Consider the following 22,261-nt stretch of genomic DNA (forward strand, 5'->3'; position numbering starts at 1 on the left):
GGCGAGTTACGGCACCATCCGGTATGGGCCGGAGATGCACTCGAACCGGTGAAGGGGCCGACCGACGGTCAACCCCCGTTCACCGGTGGGTGCTTGGGCTACTTCTCGACCTCGGCGGCGAGCCTGGCGAGCAGGGCGTCGTAGATCCGGCCGAGGCCCTTGGGCGCGAAGGTCCTCTCGAAGAAGCCGCCGATGCCGCCGGCGCCCTGCCAGGTCGTGGTGACGACCACGCGCGACGCGCCCTCACCGGCGGGGGTGACGCGCCAGGTGGTGACCATGGAGGAGTTGCGGTCCTTCTCGACCAGCTCGCCGTCGGCGGGCTCGCCGACCTCCAGCAGGCAGTCGCGCACCCGCTTGCTGGTGGCCTGGAGCTTCCAGTGGACGAGGGTGCCCTCGCCGTCGCCGCCCTCGCGCACCTCGTACTCGCTGAACTGCTCGGGCAGCAGCTTCTGCCGCGTGCCGCGGTAGTCGGCGAGGGCGTCGAACACCTTCTCCGCGTCCGCCGCGACGACCCGCTCCGTAGTGGCCTCGACCTGCGCCATTGCGTTCCTCCACGACCTGGTTCCTCGGGGTTGGGGCAAGCCAACCACCCCGGCGCCCGGCCGCCCAAATCGGGGTTCGCACGATCATGGGAACATGTGTTCTATTCTGTGGGCAGTGCGAGCGAGGAGGCGTCATGCGCTGGGAGAACCTCACGGACGAGAGCGAACACGGCCGGGCCGCCGACGCCGCGCTGTTCGGCGCGGACGCCGTCACCACCCGGACGTTCGACACGCCCGAGTTCCAAGGAATCACCTTCCACGAGGTCCGGGCGCGCTCGGTGCTGAACCGGGTGCCGGGCGCCTCCCGCATGCCGTTCGAATGGACGGTCAACCCCTACCGGGGCTGCACGCACGCGTGCGTCTACTGTTTCGCCCGCAAGACGCACGGCTACCTGGACCTGGACACCGGCATCGGCTTCGACACCCAGATCGTGGTCAAGGTGAACGCCCCCGAGGTGCTGCGCCGCCAGCTCGGCTCCCCCCGCTGGCGGGGCGACCACGTGGCGATGGGCACCAACGTCGACTGCTACCAGCGCGCCGAGGGCCGCTACCGGCTGATGCCGGGCATCATCTCCGCGCTCACCGATCACGCGAACCCGTTCTCCATCCTCACCAAGGGCACCCTGATCCTGCGCGACCTGGACCTGCTGGTCCGGGCGGCGGAGGTGACGGACGTGGGCGTCTCGGTCTCCGTCGGCTTCCTGGACGCCGGGCTGTGGCGCACGGTGGAGCCGGGCACGCCCGCGCCCGAGCGCCGGCTGGACGTCGTCCGCGCCTTCGGGGAGCACGGGATCGGCTGCGGGGTGCTGATGGCGCCGGTGATCCCGTTCCTGAGCGACCACCCGGCCCAACTGCGGGCCACGGTACGGGCCATCGCGGCGGCCGGGGCCACCTCCGTCACACCCCTGGTGCTGCATCTGCGCCCCGGCGCCCGGGAGTGGTTCATGGCCTGGCTCGGACAGCACCATCCGCACCTGGTGCGGCGGTACGAACGGCTGTACGCGGAGGGCGCCTACGCGCCCAAGTGGTACCAGCGCCGGATCACCCGTCAGGTGCACGAGCTGGCGCAGGAGTACGGCATCGGGCCCGCGCGCGCGGGGCTGGCCCGCCGGATCCGCCCGGCCGAGCCGGCACCGGCCCCCACGGAGCCGGAGCCGGTCCAGCTCAGCCTCATGTGAGGACGCCCGGGGGCATTGGAGGGCATCCCTCGGCCCAATGGGGTCAAGTATCGCCGCAACGCGTTCTCCAGGGCCCCGGCTCCGGGACGATCCGGCGGGAACCGTGAGCCTCGCGGTTCGCCGAAGACCTCCGTCCCGGGAGGACCGTATGAGAACACGCGCAGCCCTGCTGTGCGCGGCCGTGGCCGCCGCCGTGCCGGCGGGCTCGGTCACCGCCGCACCCGCCCAGGCCGCCCGGCCCGCGCAGCTCAGCTGGGAGAAGTGCGGCACCACCGACTACCCCAGGCTCCAGTGCGCGTCCCTGAAGGTGCCGCTGAACCACGCCGACCCGTCGGGCCGGCGGATCACCGTCGCGCTGTCCCGCGTCCCGCACACCGCGCGGGCCTCCCAGGGCCCGCTGCTGGTCAACCCCGGCGGCCCCGGCGGCAGCGGTCTCACGCTCGCCGGGTTCGTCGCGTCGTCGCTGCCGAAGAGCGTGGCGGCCCGGTACGACGTCATCGGCTTCGACCCGCGCGGGGTCGGCCGCAGCGAGCCGGCCCTGGACTGCGTGCCCGGCCACTTCCAACCGGTGCGCCCCGACTCCGTACCGGCCACGCCCGCGCTGGAGCGGGCCAACCTCGACCGCGCCAGGTCCTTCGCCGCGGCCTGCGGCCGGAAGTACGGCGACCTGCTGCCGTACCTGGACACGGTCAGCTCGGCCCGGGACCTGGAAGCCGTCCGCCGGGCGCTCGGCGCCCCGAGGATCAGCTACTTCGGCTACTCCTACGGCACCTATCTGGGCGCGGTCTACGCGAAGCTGTTCCCGGGACGGGTGCACCGCCTGGTACTGGACTCGGTCGTCGACCCGACGGGCGTCTGGTACGAGGACAACCTCGGCCAGGACTACGCCTTCGACGACCGCCACCGGGCGCTGACGGCCTGGATCGCCAAGTACGACGACACGTACGGGCTGGGCAAGGACCCCGAGAAGGTCGGGGCCCGCTGGTACGCGATGCGGGCGGCCCTTTCGAAGAAGCCGGCCGGGGGCCGGGTCGGCGCCGCCGAGCTGGAGGACACCTTCACGCCCGGCGCCTACTACGACGGCTACTGGCCCCGCCTCGCCGAGGCGTTCGCGGCCTGGGTCCACCACGGGGACACCGGGCCGTTGCTGGAGGCGTACCAGAACTTCGGTGCCGTGGACGCCGCCGGAGACAACGGCTACAGCGTCTACGCGGCGGTGCAGTGCCGGGACGCGGCCTGGCCGCGCGGCTGGAACAGGTGGCGCGCGGACGCCTGGGACGTGTACGCGAAGGCGCCCGTGACGGCCTGGAGCAACGCCTGGTACAACGCGCCGTGCGCGTTCTGGCCGGTGGCCCCGCTGCGGCCGGTGGACATCACCAACGGCGCGCTGCCGCCGGCGCTGCTCTTCCAGGCGACCGACGACGCGGCGACCCCCTACTCCGGCGGCGCCACGGCCCACCGGCTGCTGGCCCGCTCCAGCCTGGTGGTCGAGGAGGGCGGCGGCAACCACGGCGTCACGCTGAGCGGCAACCCGTGCCTGGACGGATACCTGGCCGCGTATCTGGCCGACGGCAGGGTGCCGCGCGGCGGCGGCGCGGTGGACGCGGTCTGCCCGAAGTCCCCCGCCCCGACACCACCGAAGGAGAAGCCGGCGTCACCGACGCCCCGCGGCTCGACCCTGCACGGCCTGCTGGGCTTCCACCGGTAGCCGACGGTCAGGCACCGGGCAGCTCGTCCGTCGGTGGCGTTGTCGGTGGGGTGGGCCATCATGGGGTCATGAGCGAACCGACCCGGGCCGGTCGTGGACCGATCCGCATTCCCGCGCCGGCCGGGGTGTTCCCCGCCGCCCAGTACACCCATGTGGTGACCGCGACCGGCCGCCTCGTCGCCGTCTCCGGCCAGCTTCCCCTGGACGAGGACGGCGAGTTGGTCGGGCCGGGCGATCCGGCGGCCCAGGCGCGGCAGGTGTTCGTGAACCTGCGGCGCTGCCTGGCCGCCGCGGGAGCCCGTTTCGAGGACGTGGTGAAGCTGACGTACTTCGTCACGGACATGGCCCACATGCCGGCGATCCGCACGGCCCGCGCCGCCCACATACCCGACGACCGCCTGCCCGCCTCCTCCGCGGTGCGGGTGGCCGGGCTGGTGGCGCCGGAGTTCCTGCTGGAGGTCGAGGCCCTCGCGGTGGTGGCCGCGTGAGTGCCCTGACGATCCGGGAGATGACCCTGGCCGACTGCGACCGCGTCTCCGAGATACGGATCCGCGGCTGGCGGCACGCCTACCGGGGGCTCATGCCGCAGCCGTACCTCGACGGGCTCAGCGTCACCGCGGACGCCGAGCGGCGGCGGGCCCGCTTCGCCGAAGGGAACGGCTCGGTGGTGAACCTGGTCGCCGAGCGGGACGGCACGGTGGTCGGGTGGGCGGCGCACGGGCCGTACCGGGACGGCGGGACGCGCACCGGCGACGCCGAGCTGTACGCGATCTACGTGGACCCGGCCCGGCTCGGCGGCGGGATCGGGCGGGCGCTGCTCGCCGCGTCGGCCGAGCGGTGCCGGGCGTTCCCGCGCATGCTGCTGTGGGTCCTCAAGGAGAACGCGCCCGCCCGCCGCCTCTACGAGCGCGCCGGGTTCCGGCCCGACGGGGCCGAGCAGCCCTTCGAGGCGGGCGGCGTACCGGTGCCCGAGGTGCGGTACGTGAAGACGCTGGGCGGCTGACCGGGCGTCAGCTCGGCTGCTGTTCCGGTATCCGCGCCAGCGCGTGCACCGCGGCCTCGGCGAGCGCGGGGTGCGCGAGGGCCTCGGTGAGGACCCGTCGGGCGCGGGCGTCGCCGAGCGCGCCCAGGCCCTCCACGCAGGCGAGGGCCACCCGGCGGTAGGGGTCGTGCGGGCGCAGCCGCCGCTCCAGCGTGGTGATCAGCGCGGGCACGGACTCCGGGGCGCGCAGGGCGACCAGGAGCCGTACCGGGTGCAGGGCGTAGGCGACGCGGAGCTCGTTGGTGGCGAGGGCCGCGGCGGCCCGTGCCGTGCGTGGGTCGCGGAGCCGGGCGAGGGCGTGCGCGGCGGAGGCGCAGCGCGGCGGGTCGCGGTGGTTGAGCAGCAGCACCAGGGACTCGAAGGCGCGCCGGTCGCCGGCCAGGCCGAGGCGGAACGCGGCCAGCTCCCTGGCCCAGAGCGGCTGTCCGGGCGCGGTGAGCACCTCCGCCAGTTCGTCCTGGTCCCCGATGGCCAGCAGGTGCTCGAACGCGGGCGAGGCGCCCGACTCCTGCCGTAAGCGTTCCGTGAGCGATCGCGACTCTTCGTCCACGAGGTCCAGCGTAGGCGGGTCGCGGCGGCGGAGGGAGCTACATCACGAAGTCGGTTCGCACGCGGGGACTAGCGCGCTCGTTACCCGCCGGTTAAGCTCATACGAGCGAGTAACCCTCGCGCATTTCCGCTGGCGACGGTCTGGTGACGCGGCCGTCGCGAGCGAGCAGGTCGGTTCGGTACGCCGTGCGTACCGCGGTACGACCCGGCTTCGGGACAGAGCCGGTCGGAAGTCCGCCGCTCCCGGGCGTGTGCACGCCTGTGGCACCGGCGCCCCGGGCGTGTGCGCTCGCAGCCCGGCAACACCCGCACCCTCCCGCTCCGTGGTGGGCCCTGAGGCGCACCCGGCGCGCTCCTCGTCGTCACCCTCATTCCTGGAGTCCCGCGATGGCCACTCCCCTGTCCGACTCAGCTCTGTCCCCGCTCAAGACGATCGCCGTGGTCGGCCTCGGCACCATGGGCACCGGCATCGCCGAGGTCCTCGCGAAGGCCGGCCGCGAGGTGATCGGCATCGACATCAGCGAGGCGCGGACCGCGCAGGCGCTCGCCACCCTGGAGGCCGCCACCACCCGTGCCGTGGCGCGCGGCCGGCTCACCGAGGAGGAGCGCGCCCGGGCGCTGGCCCGGGTCCGCACCGCCACCGACCTCGGCGCGGCGGCCGACGCAGACCTCGTCATCGAGGTGGCCCCGGAGTCGTACGAGATCAAGCAGCAGATCTTCCGCGAGCTGGACGGCGTCGTCCGCCCGGAGACGATCCTGGCGACCGGCACCAACGCGCTGTCGGTGACCCGGCTGGCGGCCGACTCCGCCCGTCCCGAGCGCGTGCTCGGCCTGCACTTCTTCAACCCGGCGCCGGCGATGAAGCTGGTGGAGGTCGTCTCCTCGGTGCTGACCGCGCCGCAGGCCGTGGCGGCCGTCACCGACCTGGCGATCGAGCTGGGCAAGGAGCCGGTCGCGGTCGGCGACCGCCCCGGCTTCGTGGCCGACGGGCTGCTCTTCGGTTACCTCAACCAGGCCGCCGCCATGTACGAGGCCAGGTACGCCTCCCGCGAGGACATCGACGCCGCCATGCGGCTCGGCTGCGGCCTGCCCATGGGCCCGCTCGCCCTGCTGGACCTGATCGGCGTCGACACCGCGCGGACGGTCCTGGAGGCCATGTACGCCGAGTCCCGGGACCGGCTGCACGCCCCCGCCCCGATCCTCAAGCAGCTCAGCGAGGCGGGCCTGACCGGCCGCAAGTCGGGGCGCGGCTTCTACACCTACGAGGCGCCGTGCAGCGGGACCGTCGTGCCGGACGCGCTGACCCCGGCGACGGGCACTTCCCCGGTCGCGGGCCGCGAGGTGCGCTCGGTGGGCGTCGCCGGCTCCGGCACCATGGCCTCCGGCATCGCCGAGGTGTTCGCCAAGGGCGGCTACGACGTCGTCCTGGCCGCCCGCAGCGAGGAGAAGGCGCGGGCCGCCAAGGCCCGTATCGGCACGTCGCTCTCCCGCTCCGTCGACAAGGGCCGGCTGACCGCCGAGGCCGCCGCGCGGGTCCTGGACCGGATCACCCCGGCGGGCTCCTACGACGCCTTCGCCGAGGTCGACCTGGCGGTCGAGGCGATCGCCGAGGACCTGGAGGTCAAGCGGCAGCTGTTCGCCACGCTGGACAAGGTGTGCAAGCCGGGCGCGGTCCTGGCCACCACCACCTCGTCGCTGCCCGTCGTCGCCTGCGCCCGCGCCACCTCGCGCCCGCAGGACGTGATCGGCATGCACTTCTTCAACCCGGCACCGGCGATGAAGCTGGTCGAGGTCGTGCGGACGGTGCTGACGGCGGACGACGTCCACGCGACCGTGCGCGAGGTCTGCGCGAAGATCAAGAAACACGCGGTGGACTGCGGCGACCGCGCCGGTTTCATCGTGAACGCGCTGCTGTTCCCGTACCTCAACAACGCGGTCAAGATGGTGCAGGAGCACTACGCGTCCCTCGACGACATCGACGCGGCGATGAAGCTGGGCGGCGGCTACCCGATGGGCCCCTTCGAGCTGCTGGACGTGGTCGGGCTGGACGTCTCGCTGGCCATCGAGAAGGTGCTGCACCGCGAGTTCCGCGACCCCGGTCTCGCCCCGGCTCCGCTGCTGGAGCACCTGGTGGCCGCGGGCTGCCTCGGCCGCAAGACCGGCCGCGGCTTCCGCGAGTATGCCCGCCGCTGACGGCGTCGGCGACTGGTCACGGCCGGAGCCGGACTGGGGCGGACTGCTCGACCCGGGCGGCCCTCCCCCGTCCGTCCGGCCCGGCGGTCCCCCGTCCTCCGGGGGCGGGGGACACCCCGGACCTGCGCATCGGTCCGCGCGCATGCAGTACGTTCGGGTCATGTCCCAGCCCGCCAAGTCCTCACGTACACCAGCTACGCCCGACGCGCCGGAGAGTGCCGCAGGCAGTCGCGCCGCCGCCCAGCGGCTCAAGATGCGCCGGGAACTGGCGGCAGCAGCCATGGAGCTGTTCGCGACCAAGGGGTACGAGGCCACCACCGTCGACGAGATCGCCGCCGCCGCCGGCGTCGCCCGGCGCACCTTCTTCCGCCACTTCCGCTCCAAGGAAGAGGCGATCTTCCCGGACCACGACGACACGCTGATCCGCGCGGAGGCGGTCCTCAACGCCGCGCCGGCGCACGAGCACCCGCTCGACACCGTGTGCCGGGGCATCAAGGAGGTCATGAAGATGTACGCGGCGCGGCCGGACATCTCGGTCGCCCGCTACAAGCTCACGCGTGAGGTGCCCACCCTGCGCGAGGCCGAGATCGCCTCCGTGGCCCGCTACGAGCGCCTGTTCACGCGGTACCTGCTCGGCCATTTCGACGAGCACGCGCACGCGGACGACGCCAACGACGATCCGCTGCTGGCCGAGGTCGCCGCCTCCGCCGTGGTCACCGCGCACAACCACGTCCTGCGGCGCTGGCTGCGGGCGGGCGGTCAGGGCGACGTGGAGGCCCAGCTGGACCACGCCTTCGCCATCGTGCGCAAGACCTTCGGCACCGGCATCGGGGCCGGGCGCGGCACGGCGCCCCGGTCGGCCGCCTCCGCGCCGGCGGCGGCCTCCGTCGAGGGCGAGGTGCTGGTGGCCGTCGCACGCACCGACGCGCCCCTGGAAGAGGTCATGCGCACCATCGAACAGGCCCTCAAGGAACGCTGACCCGACCTTCCCCGCTGTGACAACGGCCACCCACCGGGTGGCCGTTTTTGCATGTCAGCGCCCCTTTTGGCCCGCCGACAGGGAACCATTCGATCGATCATCGCTCATCTGTCAAGTAAAGAATTCATTTGAGAGGAAGTTCTGGCACTCAGTGCCTTGCGGGGTGACACGCGGTGTCATACGTTGAAGGAGTCCGGGCTGTCCCCGCAGACCATCACCTGCGCGTCCGGACGCCTGCGTCACAGGCAACCTCCCGCGCCACAAAGCGCTGCCGAAGCACCACCACCGAGCCGAACCGACGGCACACCCTCACCACCCTCAGCAGCACTGACAGCACCGACGAACCCTCAGGCGCCCCTCCCTCAAGGGCGCTCACCCGCCGGAGGCAACACCGTGACCGTGAAGGACATCCTGGACGCGATCCAGTCGAAGGACGCCACGTCCGCCGACTTCGCCGCCCTGCCGCTGCCCGACTCGTACCGGGCGATCACCGTCCACAAGGACGAGACGGAGATGTTCGCGGGTCTGGAGACCCGCGACAAGGACCCGCGCAAGTCGATCCACCTGGACGAGGTCCCCGTGCCCGAGCTGGGCCCGGGCGAGGCCCTGGTGGCCGTCATGGCCTCCTCGGTGAACTACAACTCGGTGTGGACCTCGATCTTCGAGCCGCTGTCCACGTTCGGGTTCCTGGAGCGCTACGGCCGCACCAACGAGCTGGCCAAGCGCCACGACCTGCCGTACCACATCATCGGCTCCGATCTCGCGGGCGTCGTCCTGCGCACCGGCCCCGGGGTGAACGCCTGGAAGCCGGGCGACGAGGTCGTCGCACACTGCCTGTCGGTCGAGCTGGAGTCCTCCGACGGCCACAACGACACGATGCTCGACCCCGAGCAGCGCATCTGGGGCTTCGAGACCAACTTCGGCGGCCTCGCCGAGATCGCGCTGGTCAAGTCCAACCAGCTGATGCCGAAGCCGGCCCACCTCAGCTGGGAGGAGGCCGCCGCTCCGGGCCTGGTCAACTCCACCGCGTACCGCCAGCTGGTGTCCCGCAACGGCGCCGGCATGAAGCAGGGCGACAACGTCCTGATCTGGGGCGCGAGCGGCGGTCTCGGCTCCTACGCCACCCAGTTCGCGCTGGCCGGCGGCGCCAACCCCATCTGTGTCGTGTCCTCGCCGCAGAAGGCGGAGATCTGCCGGTCCATGGGCGCCGAGGCGATCATCGACCGCAACGCCGAGGGCTACAGGTTCTGGAAGGACGAGCGGACCCAGGACCCGAAGGAGTGGAAGCGCTTCGGCAAGCGCATCCGCGAGCTGACCGGCGGCGAGGACATCGACATCGTCTTCGAGCACCCCGGCCGCGAGACCTTCGGCGCCAGTGTCTACGTCACCCGCAAGGGCGGCACGATCACCACCTGCGCCTCGACCTCGGGCTACCTGCACGAGTACGACAACCGCTACCTGTGGATGTCGCTGAAGCGGATCATCGGCTCGCACTTCGCGAACTACCGCGAGGCCTGGGAGGCCAACCGCCTCATCGCCAAGGGCAGGATCCACCCGACCCTCTCCAAGGTCTACTCCCTCCAGGACACCGGGCAGGCCGCCCACGACGTCCACCGCAACCTGCACCAGGGCAAGGTCGGCGTGCTGTGTCTCGCCCCCGAGGAGGGCCTGGGCGTGCGCGACCAGGAGACGCGCGCGAAGCACATCGACGCCATCAACCGCTTCCGGAACGTCTGAGAGCCGGGAGGCCATAGATGACAGAGCGTCAGGCGCAAAAGGACAGGGACCGGCCGTGGCTGATGCGGACGTACGCCGGTCACTCCACGGCGGAGGCGTCCAACGAGCTGTACCGGCGCAACCTCGCCAAGGGCCAGACCGGTCTGTCGGTGGCGTTCGACCTGCCGACACAGACCGGCTACGACCCCGACCACATCCTCGCGCGCGGCGAGGTCGGCCGGGTGGGCGTGCCCGTCGCGCACCTCGGCGACATGCGGCGGCTGTTCCAGGACATCCCCCTGGAGCAGATGAACACCTCCATGACGATCAACGCCACCGCCATGTGGCTGCTGGCGCTCTACCAGGTCGTCGCGGAGGAGCAGGGCGCGGACATCACCAAGCTCCAGGGCACGACCCAGAACGACATCGTCAAGGAGTACCTGTCCCGGGGCACCCATGTGTTCCCGCCGGAACCCTCGCTCCGCCTGACGACGGACATGATCGCGTACACGGTCTCCCACATCCCGAAGTGGAACCCGATCAACATTTGCAGTTACCACCTGCAAGAGGCCGGGGCCACGCCGGTGCAGGAGATCGCGTACGCGATGTCCACCGCCATCGCCGTCCTCGACGCCGTGCGCGACTCCGGCCAGGTGCCCGAGGAGCGCATGGGTGACGTGGTCGCCCGTATCTCCTTCTTCGTGAACGCGGGCGTCCGCTTCATCGAGGAGATGTGCAAGATGCGCGCGTTCGGCCGCATCTGGGACAAGGTCACCCGCGAGCGGTACGGCATCGAGGACCCCAAGCAGCGCCGGTTCCGGTACGGCGTCCAGGTCAACTCGCTCGGCCTGACCGAGGCGCAGCCGGAGAACAACGTCCAGCGGATCGTGCTGGAGATGCTGGCGGTCACCCTCTCCAAGGACGCACGCGCGCGTGCCGTGCAGCTTCCCGCCTGGAACGAGGCGCTGGGCCTGCCCCGGCCCTGGGACCAGCAGTGGAGCCTGCGCATCCAGCAGGTCCTCGCCTACGAGAGCGACCTGCTGGAGTACGACGACATCTTCGAGGGCTCGAAGGTGATCGAGGCGAAGGTGGACCAGTTGGTCGAGGACACCCTCGCGGAGATCGACCGCATCCAGGAGATGGGCGGCGCGCTGGCCGCCGTGGAGTCCGGCTACCTCAAGTCGCAGCTGGTCGCCTCGCACGCCGAGCGCCGGGCCCGGATCGAGTCCGGCGAGGAGAAGATCGTCGGCGTCAACGTCTTCGAGGGCACCGAGCCCAACCCGCTCACGGCCGATCTGGACACCGCCATCATGACGGTCGACCCGGCGGTCGAGGCCCGCGTCGTCGAGTCCCTCCGGTGCTGGCGGGACACCCGTTACCAGCCGCCCTTCAACCACCCGCGCCCCTGCAAGGCGCTGGAGCGGCTGAAGGAGGCCGCCAAGGGCACCCGCAACCTGATGGAGGCCACGCTGGAGTGCGCCCGCGCCGGGGTCACCACCGGCGAGTGGGCGGGCGCCCTGCGCGAGGTGTTCGGCGAGTACCGGGCGCCCACCGGGGTCTCCTCCGCGCCGGTGGCCGTCGCCGCCGAGGCCGGCTCGGCGCTCGCCGAGGTCCGCGCCAGGGTGGACGCCACCGCCCGCGACCTGGGCGTCGCCCGCTTGCGCTTCCTGGTCGGCAAGCCGGGCCTGGACGGTCACTCCAACGGCGCCGAGCAGATCGCCGTCCGCGCGCGGGACGCCGGCTTCGAGGTGGTGTACCAGGGCATCCGGCTGACGCCCGAGCAGATAGTGGACGCGGCCCTGGCCGAGGACGTGCACGCCGTGGGCCTGTCGATCCTGTCCGGCTCGCACGCCCGGCTGGTCCCCGATGTGCTCCAGCGGCTGCGTGTGGCCGGTGCCACAGATATACCGGTGATCGCCGGTGGCATCATCCCCAACGGTGACGCCGAACAGCTGAGGCAGGCCGGAGTGGCCGCCGTCTTCACCCCGAAGGACTTCGACATCACCGGGATCATCGGCCGCATCGTCGACGAGATCCGCACAGCGAACAAGCTCGACCCCCTGGAGGTCCCCGCATGACGACTGTCAACCGCCTTCGCCCGCGGCGTTCCTGCCTGGCCGTACCGGGCAGCAACCCGCGCTTCCTGGAGAAGGCGCAGGGCCTCCCCGCGGACCAGGTCTTCCTGGACCTGGAGGACGCGTGCGCGCCGCTCGCCAAGCCCGAGGCGCGGCACACCATCGTCAAGTTCCTCAACGAGGGCGACTGGACGGGCAAGACGCGCGTGGTCCGGGTCAACGACTGGACGACCGAATGGACGTACCGGGACGTCGTCACGGTGGTGGAGGGCGCGGGCCCGAACCTGGACTGCATCATGCTGCCGAAGGTGCAGAACGCCCAGCAGGTCGTCGCCCTGGACCTGCTGCTGACGCAGATCGAGAAGACGATGGGCTTCGAGGTCGGCCGGATCGGCATCGAGGCGCAGATCGAGAACGCGCAGGGCCTGAACAACGTCAACGAGATCGCGCAGGCCTCCCCGCGCGTCGAGACCATCATCTTCGGCCCGGCCGACTTCATGGCCTCCATCAACATGAAGTCCCTGGTCGTGGGCGAGCAGCCGCCCGGCTACCCGGCGGACGCCTACCACTACATCCTGATGAAGATCCTGATGGCCGCCCGCGCCAACGACCTCCAGGCGATCGACGGCCCCTACCTCCAGATCCGCAACGTCGACGGCTTCCGCGAGGTCGCCGGCCGCGCCGCCGCGCTGGGCTTCGACGGCAAGTGGGTGCTGCACCCGGGTCAGGTCGACGCCGCCAACGAGGTCTTCTCGCCCTCGCAGGAGGACTACGACCACGCCGAGCTGATCCTGGACGCGTACGACTACTACACGTCCGAGGCGGGCGGCAAGAAGGGCTCCGCGATGCTCGGCGACGAGATGATCGACGAGGCCAGCCGCAAGATGGCGCTGGTCATCGCCGGCAAGGGCCGCGCCGCCGGCATGCGGCGCACCAGCACGTTCGAGATCCCGGAGGCGTGACGGCGATGCAGTTCGGACGCACGTACGAGGAGTTCGAGGTCGGGGCGACGTACAAGCACTGGCCGGGCAAGACGGTCACGGAGTACGACGACCACCTGTTCTGTCTCCTCACCATGAACCACCACCCGCTCCACATGGACACCAACTACGCCGAGAAGACGACCGACTTCGGCAAGAACGTGGTGGTCGGGAACTACATCTACTCCCTCCTGCTCGGCATGTCCGTCCCGGACGTCTCCGGCAAGGCGATCGCCAACCTGGAGATCGAGTCGCTCAGGCACGTGGCGCCGACCTTCCACGGCGACACGGTCTACGGCGAGACGACCGTGCTGGACAAGTGGCCGTCGAAGTCGAAGAACGACCGCGGGATCGTCTACGTCGAGACCAAGGGCTACAAGCAGGACGGCACGCTGGTGTGCGTCTTCCGCCGCAAGGTGATGGTGCCCACCGAGACGTACATCAAGGAGCGCGGCGGCGAGCAGCCGGGCCGCCCCGAGCTCAAGGAGCAGGAGAAGTAGCCATGGCCCGTCTCGCCCAAACCGCCGGTCTGACCGACGTCCAGCAGGAGATCCTCTCCACCGTCCGGGACTTTGTCGACAAAGAGATCATTCCGGTCGCGACCGGGCTGGAGCACCGCGACGAGTACCCGCAGGCAATCGTGGACGGCCTGAAGGAGCTCGGCCTCTTCGGCCTGATGATCCCCGAGGAGTACGGCGGCCTGGGCGAGTCGCTGCTCACCTACGCGCTGTGCGTGGAGGAGATCGCCCGCGGCTGGATGTCGGTGTCCGGCATCATCAACACACACTTCATCGTCGCGTACATGCTCAAGCAGCACGGCACGCGGGAGCAGAAGGACCACTTCCTGCCGAGGATGGCGGCCGGCGACGTCCGGGGCGCCTTCTCGATGTCGGAGCCCGGACTGGGCTCGGACGTGTCGGCGATCACGTCGAAGGCGGTCAAGGACGGCGACGAGTACGTCCTGAACGGTCAGAAGATGTGGCTGACGAACGGCGGCACGTCCTCGCTCGTGGCCGTACTGGTCCGCAGTGACGAAGGACACCCCGAGGGCACGGCGCCGCACAAGTCGATGACGACCTTCCTGATCGAGAAGGAGCCGGGCTTCGGCGAGGTCCGTCCGGGCCTCACCATCCCCGGCAAGATCGACAAGATGGGCTACAAGGGCGTCGACACGACCGAGCTGATCATGGACGGACTGCGCGTTCCGGCCGATCGGGTGCTCGGCGGGGTCACCGGCCGAGGTTTTTACCAAATGATGGACGGCGTCGAGGTTGGCCGCGTCAATGTGGCGGCGCGCGGCTGCGGCGTCGCCCAGCGCGCCTTCGAGCTGGGGGTCCGCTACGCCCAGCAGCGGCACACGTTCGGCAAGCCGATCGCCCAGCACCAGGCCATCCAGTTCAAGCTGGCGGAGATGGCGACCAAGGTCGAGGCCGCGCATGCGATGATGGTCAACGCGGCGCGCAAAAAGGATTCCGGGGAACGAAACGACCTCGAAGCGGGGATGGCGAAGTACCTCGCCTCCGAGTACTGCAAGGAGGTCGTGGAGGATGCCTTCCGGATCCACGGCGGCTACGGCTTCTCCAAGGAGTACGAGATCGAGCGCCTCTACCGCGAGGCCCCGATGCTGCTCATCGGTGAAGGTACCGCCGAGATCCAGAAAATGATCATCGGGCGCAGGCTGCTCGAAGAGTATCGATTCCAAGGCTGATTGTCCGGGTACGGGGTGTTTTCTTCGAGAAGAAGATCACACCCCGTAGACACTCTTCAGCCGCCGACTCGGCTTCCTGGCTTGCCCAGTTGTGGCCCGCGACCGGTACGATCCCGGGAAAGCCGCCGTCCCCCGTCAGAGCGCGGCATCATCCGCTACGAAGGTCATCCATGCCCCACAGCCAAACCTCTGCACCTCGCGACAGCCGAGTCGGCGTACGCCTCGCGCGCGGAGCATCGCCGTGGCTTCTCCCGACCGTCGCCACCGCAGCCCTCAGCCTGGCCCGCGCTCGCCGCTCGGGCGTCGCCAAGGCCGTCGCCGTGCCCGCCACCGCGCTCGCGGCGGGCATGCTGTGGTTCTTCCGCGACCCCGAGCGCGAGATCGCCCAGGGCCAGGTCATCTCGCCCGCCGACGGTGTGGTGCAGAGCATCATGCCGTGGAAGGACGGGCGTACCCGCGTCGCCATCTTCATGAGCCCGCTCAACGTCCACGTCAACCGCGCGCCCCTCGCGGGCACCGTGACGTCCGTCGAGCACATCCCCGGCGGCTTTGTTCCGGCTTTCAACAAGGAGAGCGAGAACAACGAGCGCGTAGTCTGGCATTTCGACACCGAACTCGGCGACATCGAGATGATCCAGATCGCCGGCGCGGTGGCCCGCCGCATCGTTCCCTACATCCCTCAGGGCACGAAGGTCGAGCAGGGCGACCGCATCGGTCTGATCCGCTTCGGCTCGCGTGTCGACCTCTACCTGCCCGAGGGTGTGGAGGTCGCGGTCGAGGTCGGCCAGAAGACCGTGGCTGGGGTGACTCGCATTGACCGTGATTGATCCGGAGACCCAGGCGGGCTGGGTGCCCGAGGCAGACGAGGTGGACGACGAGGAGGAGATGCCTCTTTCTCTCCGCCTGTCGATAGCGGACACCCTCACGCTGGGCAACGCCACGTGCGGTTTCATGGCGGTGTACTTCACCACCACCGGCATCCTGATCCCGCACCTCACCGGCAGCCAGGAGTCCGGCATGGCCCGCCACAGCGCGGCCACGGCGGTCATCCTGATGCTCTGCGCGGCGGTCTTCGACCTGTTCGACGGGCTGGTGGCCCGCAAGCTGCGCTCGTCGCCGATGGGCGCGGAGCTGGACAACCTGTCCGACCTGATCAGCTTCGGGCTGGCCCCCGCGTACTTCGTCCTCGTCTACGGCATGGTCGCGGACGACGCGCACCAGCGGGTGGCCGCGGTGGGCGCGATCGTGGTGCTGCTCGCCGTGGTGCTGAGACTGGCCCGCTTCAGCTGCGTGACGATGAAGGACGGCATGTTCCAGGGCATGCCCTCGCCGTTCGGCGCGCTGACGGTCGTCTCGATCGTGCTGCTGGAGCTGCCGTTCGTGGCGACCCTGCTGGCGATCCTCGGGACCGCGTGGCTGATGGTGAGCCGGGTGGAGTACCCGAAGCCGCGGGGACGTCTCGCGGGCGCGATGCTCTCCTGGATCGTGCTGTCGATGGGGCTGCTGGCGGCGTGGGCCTTCGACGCGCCCAGCGGACAGCTGCTCCTCCAGACGGGCTGCGCGCTGCAACTGGTGATGGGCGCGGTGATTCCGCTGTTCGCCACGGCTCGGCGGGTGAACAACTTCCGCGACAACCGTCGTGAGGCACGGGCCGCGCAGTTGCCGTAGCGGTACGTGGACGAGGGGCCTCCTACCCGGGTCGGGTAGGGGGCCCCTCGTTTGTTCGTGCGGCCGATCAGGGGCTTCAGGCCAAGTGGTCCTCGGCCAGCCGCGCGGCGATCCGTTCCAGGATCGGCCCCGCGTCCGCGATGCACCGGGCGACGTCCGGCTCGACGGATGTCAGGGGGTAGGCCCGCGAGATCCCGGCCGTGAGCAGCGCCTCCGCCGGCAGCGCCAGCCGCCCGCACACCGCAACGACCTCCTTGCCCGCCGCCCGCGCCGCCGCGGCGACCCCCGCCGGTGCCTTGCCGTGCAGCGTCTGCTCGTCCAGCGACCCCTCCCCGGTGATCACCAGCGAGGCCCGCTCCAGGGCGGGCGCGAAGCCCAGCACGTCGAGCATCACCTCGATACCGGGACGGAACCGCGCGCCGAGCAGCAGGGCCCCGTATCCGATGCCGCCGGCGGCTCCCGCACCCGGCGCCGCCGCGTACTCGGCGGCCCGCGGCCCGGCCTCCGCCTCCAGCACCTTCGCGAAGTGGGCCAGTGCGGCGTCCAGCGTCTCCACGTCGTCCGGCGAGGCCCCCTTCTGCGGGCCGTACACCGCCGGCGCGCCCTTCGGGCCGGTCAACGGGTTGTCGACGTCGCTGGCCAGCACCAGCTCGACCGAGGACAGCCGCGGGTCGAGGCCGGACAGGTCCGCCCGGGCGAGGTCGGCGAGTCCGCCGCCGCCCGGCGACACCGGCTCGCCCTCCTCGGTCAGGAACCGCGCGCCCAGCGCGGACAGCATGCCCGCGCCGCCGTCCGTCGTGGCGCTGCCGCCGACGCCGAACACGATCGTCCGCACGCCCGCGTCCAGCGCGGCGCGCAGCAGTTCCCCGGAGCCGTACGTCGAGGCGGTCAGCGGCGCGAAGAGCCCGGCCGGAAGCCGCTGCAAGCCGCTCGCCTCGGCCATCTCCACCACCGCGGTGCCGCCGCGCAACGCGAACGCGGCCGTGACCTCCTCGCCGAGCGGCCCGGCGACCCGCACCTCCCGGCGCTCGAAACCGGCCGCGACCGCCGCGTCCACGGTCCCGTCGCCGCCGTCGGCCACGGGCAGCGCCTCCACCTGAAGATCCGGCACGACCCGGCGCAGCCCGGCCGTCACCCGCTCGGCGACCTGCACGGCCGTCAGCGAGCCCTTGAACTTGTCCGCGGCGACGAGCACCCGACGGGTCTCGTTCACTCCAGCGTCCGCCACCTTGTCTTCCCCTTGCTCTCCGGGCCCCGCGCACGTCAGGGCCAGTCGCGCCGCTGTGACCATAACCGCAGGGCACCCCCGCCGTCATGCCCCGCCCGAACCCTGGTCGAGCCGCTGGGAGCCGGCTGGGCAAAGTGGGTACACCCCTGCCATGAGCACCCAGCGCACCGGTCCGGACCTCGCCGACCGCGTCCACGGCGGCTGGCTCGGCCGGATCGCGGGCAACATGCTCGGCAAGCCGGTCGAGCAGGGCGAGGTGTGGACGCGCGACCGCATCGACCGCTATCTGCGCCGGGCCGCGGCCCTGCCGCTGACCGACTACCTGCCCGAGCCGGCCGACGCGGACGAGGCCGCCGTACTGCGGCCGGAGTGGCGCGCTTGCGTGCGCGGCCGGATCCACGGCAGCTGCCGGGACGACGACGTCGACTACGCGATCCTCGGCCTGCACCTGCTGGAGACCCACGGCTTCGGCTTCAGCACCGAGCAGGTCGGCGAGCTGTGGCTGCTCAGGCTGCCGTACCTCCAGACGTTCACGGCGGAACGGGCCGCGTACCGGAACCTCGCGAACGGGCTGAAACCGCCGCTGACGGCGACCTACGACAACCCGTACCAGGAGTGGATCGGCGCGTTGATCCGCGCCGACGTCTACGGCTGGACCTGCCCCGGCGACCCCGTCCGGGCCGCCGGGCTGGCCCGCCGGGACGCGGTGCTCTCGCACACCGGCAACGGCGTGTACGGCGCGATGTGGGCCGCCGCGCTGATCTCGGCGGCGTTCACCGCCCCGACCGTGCGGGACGCCCTGGACACCGCGCTCTCGGTCGTCCCGGCGAGCAGCCGCCTGGCCCGGACCGTGCGGCGGGTGGCGGGCCTGCACGAGGCGCGGCTGCCGTGGGAGGAGACCCTGGCCACGGTGTCCGCGGAGACCGCGGGGCTCGGCTGGATCCACACGGTTCCGAACGCCGCCGTCCTCACCGCCGGACTGCTGTACGGCGACGGCGACTTCACCCGGACCGTCGCCCTGACCGTGCGCGGCGGGCTGGACACCGACTCCAACGGGGCGACGGCCGGTTCGGTGGCCGGGGTCCTCACCGGGGCGGAGGCCATTCCGGCGCGCTGGCGGGACCCGCTGGAGGACACGGTGCGCAGCGCGGTGTTCGGCTTCGACGGCGTACGGATCAGCGCGCTGGCCGAACGCACCCTGCGCCTGGCGACGAGCGGGACGTAGCCGGCGGCCGGCTGGTTACCCTTCCCCCCATGACCACGACCCAGGATTTCGCCGCGTACATCGCGGGCCTGCCCCGTGTCCTCGCCGGGGCCGCCGCCCTCTTCCGGGACGCCGGGGGGCGGGTGCTGCTCGTCGAACCCAACTACCGTGACGGCTGGGCCCTTCCGGGCGGGACCATCGAGTCCGACGACGGGGAGACGCCGCGCCAGGGCGCCCGCCGGGAGACGCTGGAGGAGATCGGGCTCGACCGCGCACTCGGCCGGCTGCTGGCCGTGGACTGGGCGCACGGCGCGGGCCGGCCGCCGCTGGTGGCGTACCTGTACGACGGCGGTGTCCTGACCGAGGACGAACTGAAGGCCATCCGTCTCCAGGAGGAGGAACTGCTCTCCTGGCGCCTGGTCGACCGCGAGGACCTCACCGCCCATCTGCCGGGGGCGCTCGGCCGCCGGGTGCTGGCCGCGCTGGACGTCCTCGCGGACGGCTCCGGGACGGCGGAACTGGAGAACGGCCACCGGGTGGCCTGACCGCCCGGTCACCGTGGCCACGCGCGGACGCCGGCACCGGGGCCCGTGCCACGGGGCCGTCCCGCCGGTCCCGTCCCCGCGGTCATCCGTTCGCGGCGGGCACGCCGCCCGCCCTACCCTCGATGCCATGGCCAAGCCTCTCGTCGCCCTGCTCAGCGGGGCCGGTATCTCCACCGACTCCGGCATCCCGGACTACCGCGGGCCGAACGGGCTGTGGCGGCGCGATCCGGAGGCCGAGAAGCTCGTGACGTACGAGTACTACATGACGGACCCGGAGATCCGGCGGCGGTCCTGGCGGATGCGCCGCGAGAACCGGACGCTGCGGGCCGAGCCGAACGCGGCGCACCGGGCCGTGGCCGAGCTGGAGAGGTCCGGCGTTCCCGTCCGGGTCATCACCCAGAACGTGGACGGCCTGCACCAGCTCGCCGGTATGCCCGCCCGCAAGGTGCTCGAACTCCACGGCAGCGCCCGGGGCGTGGTGTGCACCGGGTGCGGGGCCCGGGGGCCGATGGAGGACGCCCTCGCCCGGGTGGAGGCCGGCGAGGCGGACCCGCCGTGCCTGGAGTGCGGCGGCATCCTGAAGTCGGCGACGGTGATGTTCGGCGAGCGGCTGGATCCGGTGGTCCTCGGGCAGGCGGTGGCCGTCACCAAGGCCTGCCAGGTGTTCATCGCCGTGGGCAGCAGCCTCCAGGTGCAGCCCGCCGCCGGCCTGGCCGACGTGGCCGCCGACCACGGCGCACGCCTCGTCATCGTGAACGCCGAACCCACGCCCTACGACGACCGGGCCGACGAGATCATCCGGGAACCGATCGGCACCGCGCTGCCCGCACTCCTGCGCACGCTGGGCGACTGAGAACGCCGGGCCGGCGCCGGTCAACGGGGGCGGCGCCGGTCAACGGGGTCAGAACAGGGCGGTTCCCCGTTCGAAGTCCAGCAGGCGGCGTTTGCGGTCGAGACCGCCGCCGTAGCCGGTGAGGCTGCCGTCGGAGCCGATCACGCGGTGGCAGGGCACGATGATGCCCACGGGGTTGCGGCCGTTGGCGAGGCCGACGGCGCGGGAGGCCCGGGGGTTGCCGAGGGCGTCGGCCAGTTCGCCGTAGGTGCGGGTCTCGCCGTACGGGATGGCGGTCAGCTGCTGCCAGACGCTGCGCTGGAACGGTGTGCCGTGCAGGCCGAGCCGGACGGTGAACTCCTTGGTCTCGCCCGAGAAGTACGCCGTCAGCTGCTCGGCCGTCTCGGCGAAGACGGGCAGGGAGTCGTCGCGCGGGCCGAACCTCTCCTCGTCGGGGCGGTGCCGCTGGTCCACCATGTACAGGCCGCACAGGGCACCGTCGGCGTCGGCGACGAGGGTGAGCGGCCCGTACGGGCTGTCGGTCACGGTGTGGTGGTTCATCGGAGTCGAGTCCTTCAGGCCGGGAGGAAGTTGATCGGGTGGCTGTCCGTCGCCCACAGGTACTGCACCGCGTACGACCGCCAGGGCCGCCACATCTCCGCGCGGGCGGTGAGTGCGGCCGGGGTGGCCGGCAGGCCCAGCTCCTTCGCGGCGCGCCGGATGCCGAGGTCGGTGGGAAGGAAGGCGTCGGGGTCGCCGAGGGCGCGCATGGCGATGACGTCCACCGTCCAGGGCCCGAAGCCGGGCAGCGCGAGGAGCCGGGCCCGCGCCTCGGCCCAGTCGGCCTCCACGCCCAGGTGCAGTCCGCCGTCGGCGAGTTCGCGGACAAGGGTGGTGAAGGTGGTGCGCCGGGTGCGGGGCATCGCCAGGGTCTCGGGATCGACGCCGGCCAGCGCCTCGGGTGAGGGGAAGAGGTGCGTGAGGCCGCCTTCGGGGTCGTCCAGGGGCTTGCCGTGCGCGGTGACCAGGCGGGCCGCGTGGGTGCGGGCGGCGGCCGTGGAGACCTGCTGCCCGAGCACGGCCCGGACGGCGAACTCGGCCTCGTCGACCGTGCGCGGCACCCGGCGGCCCGGGGCCAGGTCGACCAGGGGGGCCAGGGACGGGTCGGTGCGCAGATGGCCGTCGACCGCCACCGGGTCGGCGTCCAGATCGAGCAGGCGGCGGCAGCGGCTGATGGCCACGGTCAGATCGCGCAGGTCGCCGAGGGTGAGGCGGCAGGCGATGTGGTCGGGGCGGGGTGCGAGCGCGGCGATGCCGTGGCCGTACGGCAGCCGCAGGGTGCGGCGGTAGGCGCCGTCGCGCCACTCCTCGACACCGGGGACGGCGGTGGCGGCGAGGTGGCCGAAGAGGTTGGACGGGTTGAGCGGGGCGCGGAACGGCAGCCGCAGGGTGACCACGCCGGGGGTGCCCGCGCCGCTCTTCGGCGCCCGCGCGCGCAGCTCGCTCGGGGACAGGGCGAAGACCTCGCGGACGGTGTCGTTGAAGGCGCGGACGGAGGCGAAACCGGCCGCGAACGCGATCTCCGCCATCGGCAGGGCCGTGGTCTCGATGAGCAGCCGCGCGGTCTGGGCCCGCTGCGCGCGGGCGAGCGCGAGGGGGCCGGCGCCCAGCTCGGCGAGCAGCTGGCGCTCCACCTGCCGGGTGCTGTAGCCGAGCCGGGCGGCGAGTCCTGGCACGCCCTCGCGGTCCACGACCCCGTCGGCGATCAGCCGCATGGCCCGGGCCACGAGATCGGCGCGCGCGTTCCACTCCGGGGAGCCGGGGCTGGTGTCGGGGCGGCAGCGCTTGCAGGCCCGGAACCCGGCCTGCTGGCAGGCGGCGGCGCTCGGGTAGAACGTCATGTTCTCCGGCTTGGGCGGCACGACCGGGCAGCTCGGCCGGCAGTAGATCCGGGTGGTCAGGACGGCCGTGAAGAACCATCCGTCGAACCGCGCGTCCTTGGACCGCACGGCGCGCACGCAGTGCTCCCGGTCGTGGTGCATCCCTGTCTGCATGCGCCCAGCATGGCCCACCGCACACCCCCGCCGCTGGCGAAAATCCGACATCAACGTGGG

At 71.9% G+C, this 22,261-nt stretch carries 21 protein-coding genes; 16 read left to right on the plus strand and 5 right to left on the minus strand.

The genetic code is table 11. From position 1 onward, the window contains the following. Window positions 1–98: 98 nt before the first annotated feature. On the minus strand, window positions 99–542 hold the full coding sequence (locus tag IE273_RS16425) for an SRPBCC family protein (protein ID WP_189815915.1): 444 nt from the start codon (window positions 540–542) through the stop codon (window positions 99–101). A gap of 134 nt (window positions 543–676) precedes the next feature. On the opposite strand from IE273_RS16425, the gene IE273_RS16430 reads away from it, so the two are divergent. The 4 genes from IE273_RS16430 (at window position 677) to IE273_RS16445 (ending at window position 4,431) form a co-directional block, all read left to right on the plus strand. Further along, on the plus strand, window positions 677–1,720 hold the full coding sequence (locus tag IE273_RS16430; protein ID WP_189815916.1) for an Rv2578c family radical SAM protein: 1,044 nt from the start codon (window positions 677–679) through the stop codon (window positions 1,718–1,720). Window positions 1,721–1,868: 148 nt separating this feature from the next. After that, entirely contained in the window at window positions 1,869–3,428 is a 1,560-nt protein-coding gene (locus IE273_RS16435) for an alpha/beta hydrolase (protein WP_189815917.1), read from the plus strand. A gap of 68 nt (window positions 3,429–3,496) precedes the next feature. Next, complete coding sequence (locus tag IE273_RS16440; RefSeq protein ID WP_189815918.1) at window positions 3,497–3,916, plus strand: RidA family protein; 420 nt, start codon at window positions 3,497–3,499, stop codon at window positions 3,914–3,916. Beyond that, window positions 3,913–4,431 (plus strand): GNAT family N-acetyltransferase, encoded by a 519-nt coding sequence (locus tag IE273_RS16445; RefSeq protein ID WP_229887250.1) that lies wholly within the window; start codon window positions 3,913–3,915, stop codon window positions 4,429–4,431. The genes IE273_RS16440 and IE273_RS16445 overlap by 4 nt, the downstream gene beginning before the upstream one ends. A gap of 7 nt (window positions 4,432–4,438) precedes the next feature. Here the strand turns inward: IE273_RS16445 and IE273_RS16450 are convergent, their stop codons facing one another. Continuing rightward, on the minus strand, window positions 4,439–5,020 hold the full coding sequence (locus IE273_RS16450) for an adenylosuccinate lyase (protein ID WP_189815919.1): 582 nt from the start codon (window positions 5,018–5,020) through the stop codon (window positions 4,439–4,441). 386 nt (window positions 5,021–5,406) lie between these two features. On the opposite strand from IE273_RS16450, the gene IE273_RS16455 reads away from it, so the two are divergent. The 9 genes from IE273_RS16455 to pssA all read left to right on the plus strand — a co-directional run bounded on the left by IE273_RS16455 (window position 5,407) and on the right by pssA (window position 16,338). Next, window positions 5,407–7,212: a 3-hydroxyacyl-CoA dehydrogenase family protein gene (locus IE273_RS16455; protein ID WP_189815920.1), complete on the plus strand. Its 1,806-nt coding sequence runs from the start codon at window positions 5,407–5,409 to the stop codon at window positions 7,210–7,212. A gap of 160 nt (window positions 7,213–7,372) precedes the next feature. Then, window positions 7,373–8,191, plus strand: coding sequence for a TetR family transcriptional regulator (locus tag IE273_RS16460; protein ID WP_189815921.1), 819 nt, complete (start codon window positions 7,373–7,375; stop codon window positions 8,189–8,191). Window positions 8,192–8,590: 399 nt separating this feature from the next. Beyond that, window positions 8,591–9,928, plus strand: a complete 1,338-nt coding sequence (gene ccrA / locus IE273_RS16465; protein ID WP_189816032.1) for a crotonyl-CoA carboxylase/reductase — start codon at window positions 8,591–8,593, stop codon at window positions 9,926–9,928. Window positions 9,929–9,945: 17 nt separating this feature from the next. Continuing rightward, window positions 9,946–11,985 (plus strand): ethylmalonyl-CoA mutase, encoded by a 2,040-nt coding sequence (locus IE273_RS16470; protein WP_189815922.1) that lies wholly within the window; start codon window positions 9,946–9,948, stop codon window positions 11,983–11,985. Then, window positions 11,982–12,944, plus strand: coding sequence for an HpcH/HpaI aldolase/citrate lyase family protein (locus tag IE273_RS16475; protein WP_189815923.1), 963 nt, complete (start codon window positions 11,982–11,984; stop codon window positions 12,942–12,944). The genes IE273_RS16470 and IE273_RS16475 overlap by 4 nt, the downstream gene beginning before the upstream one ends. Window positions 12,945–12,949: 5 nt before the next feature. After that, window positions 12,950–13,462, plus strand: coding sequence for a MaoC family dehydratase (locus tag IE273_RS16480; protein WP_189815924.1), 513 nt, complete (start codon window positions 12,950–12,952; stop codon window positions 13,460–13,462). 2 nt (window positions 13,463–13,464) lie between these two features. Further along, a complete protein-coding gene (locus IE273_RS16485; RefSeq protein WP_189815925.1) occupies window positions 13,465–14,670 on the plus strand; it encodes an acyl-CoA dehydrogenase family protein in 1,206 nt (401 codons plus the stop codon). Between the two features lie 170 nt (window positions 14,671–14,840). Further along, window positions 14,841–15,497 carry a phosphatidylserine decarboxylase gene (locus tag IE273_RS16490; protein ID WP_078611849.1) on the plus strand — a complete coding sequence of 219 codons (657 nt, stop codon included), beginning with the start codon at window positions 14,841–14,843 and terminating at the stop codon, window positions 15,495–15,497. A 22-nt stretch (window positions 15,498–15,519) separates the two neighbouring features. Then, window positions 15,520–16,338 (plus strand): CDP-diacylglycerol--serine O-phosphatidyltransferase, encoded by an 819-nt coding sequence (pssA, locus tag IE273_RS16495; protein WP_014675980.1) that lies wholly within the window; start codon window positions 15,520–15,522, stop codon window positions 16,336–16,338. Window positions 16,339–16,414: 76 nt separating this feature from the next. Here the strand turns inward: pssA and IE273_RS16500 are convergent, their stop codons facing one another. Beyond that, window positions 16,415–17,551, minus strand: a complete 1,137-nt coding sequence (locus tag IE273_RS16500) for a glycerate kinase (RefSeq protein WP_229887251.1) — start codon at window positions 17,549–17,551, stop codon at window positions 16,415–16,417. A 166-nt stretch (window positions 17,552–17,717) separates the two neighbouring features. On the opposite strand from IE273_RS16500, the gene IE273_RS16505 reads away from it, so the two are divergent. The 3 genes from IE273_RS16505 to IE273_RS16515 all read left to right on the plus strand — a co-directional run bounded on the left by IE273_RS16505 (window position 17,718) and on the right by IE273_RS16515 (window position 20,168). Beyond that, window positions 17,718–18,791, plus strand: coding sequence for an ADP-ribosylglycohydrolase family protein (locus IE273_RS16505; RefSeq protein WP_189815926.1), 1,074 nt, complete (start codon window positions 17,718–17,720; stop codon window positions 18,789–18,791). Between the two features lie 29 nt (window positions 18,792–18,820). Next, entirely contained in the window at window positions 18,821–19,315 is a 495-nt protein-coding gene (locus tag IE273_RS16510) for an NUDIX domain-containing protein (protein WP_189815927.1), read from the plus strand. Window positions 19,316–19,442: 127 nt separating this feature from the next. After that, window positions 19,443–20,168 (plus strand): SIR2 family NAD-dependent protein deacylase, encoded by a 726-nt coding sequence (locus IE273_RS16515; RefSeq protein ID WP_189815928.1) that lies wholly within the window; start codon window positions 19,443–19,445, stop codon window positions 20,166–20,168. Window positions 20,169–20,216: 48 nt separating this feature from the next. Here the strand turns inward: IE273_RS16515 and IE273_RS16520 are convergent, their stop codons facing one another. Beyond that, a complete protein-coding gene (locus IE273_RS16520) occupies window positions 20,217–20,708 on the minus strand; it encodes a methylated-DNA--[protein]-cysteine S-methyltransferase (RefSeq protein WP_189815929.1) in 492 nt (163 codons plus the stop codon). Window positions 20,709–20,722: 14 nt separating this feature from the next. Next, window positions 20,723–22,201, minus strand: coding sequence for a DNA-3-methyladenine glycosylase 2 family protein (locus IE273_RS16525; protein WP_308437040.1), 1,479 nt, complete (start codon window positions 22,199–22,201; stop codon window positions 20,723–20,725). Window positions 22,202–22,261 lie beyond the last annotated feature (60 nt).

The sequence above is a fragment of the Streptomyces olivaceoviridis genome, assembly GCF_014650115.1.
Taxonomy (GTDB): domain Bacteria; phylum Actinomycetota; class Actinomycetes; order Streptomycetales; family Streptomycetaceae; genus Streptomyces; species Streptomyces olivaceoviridis.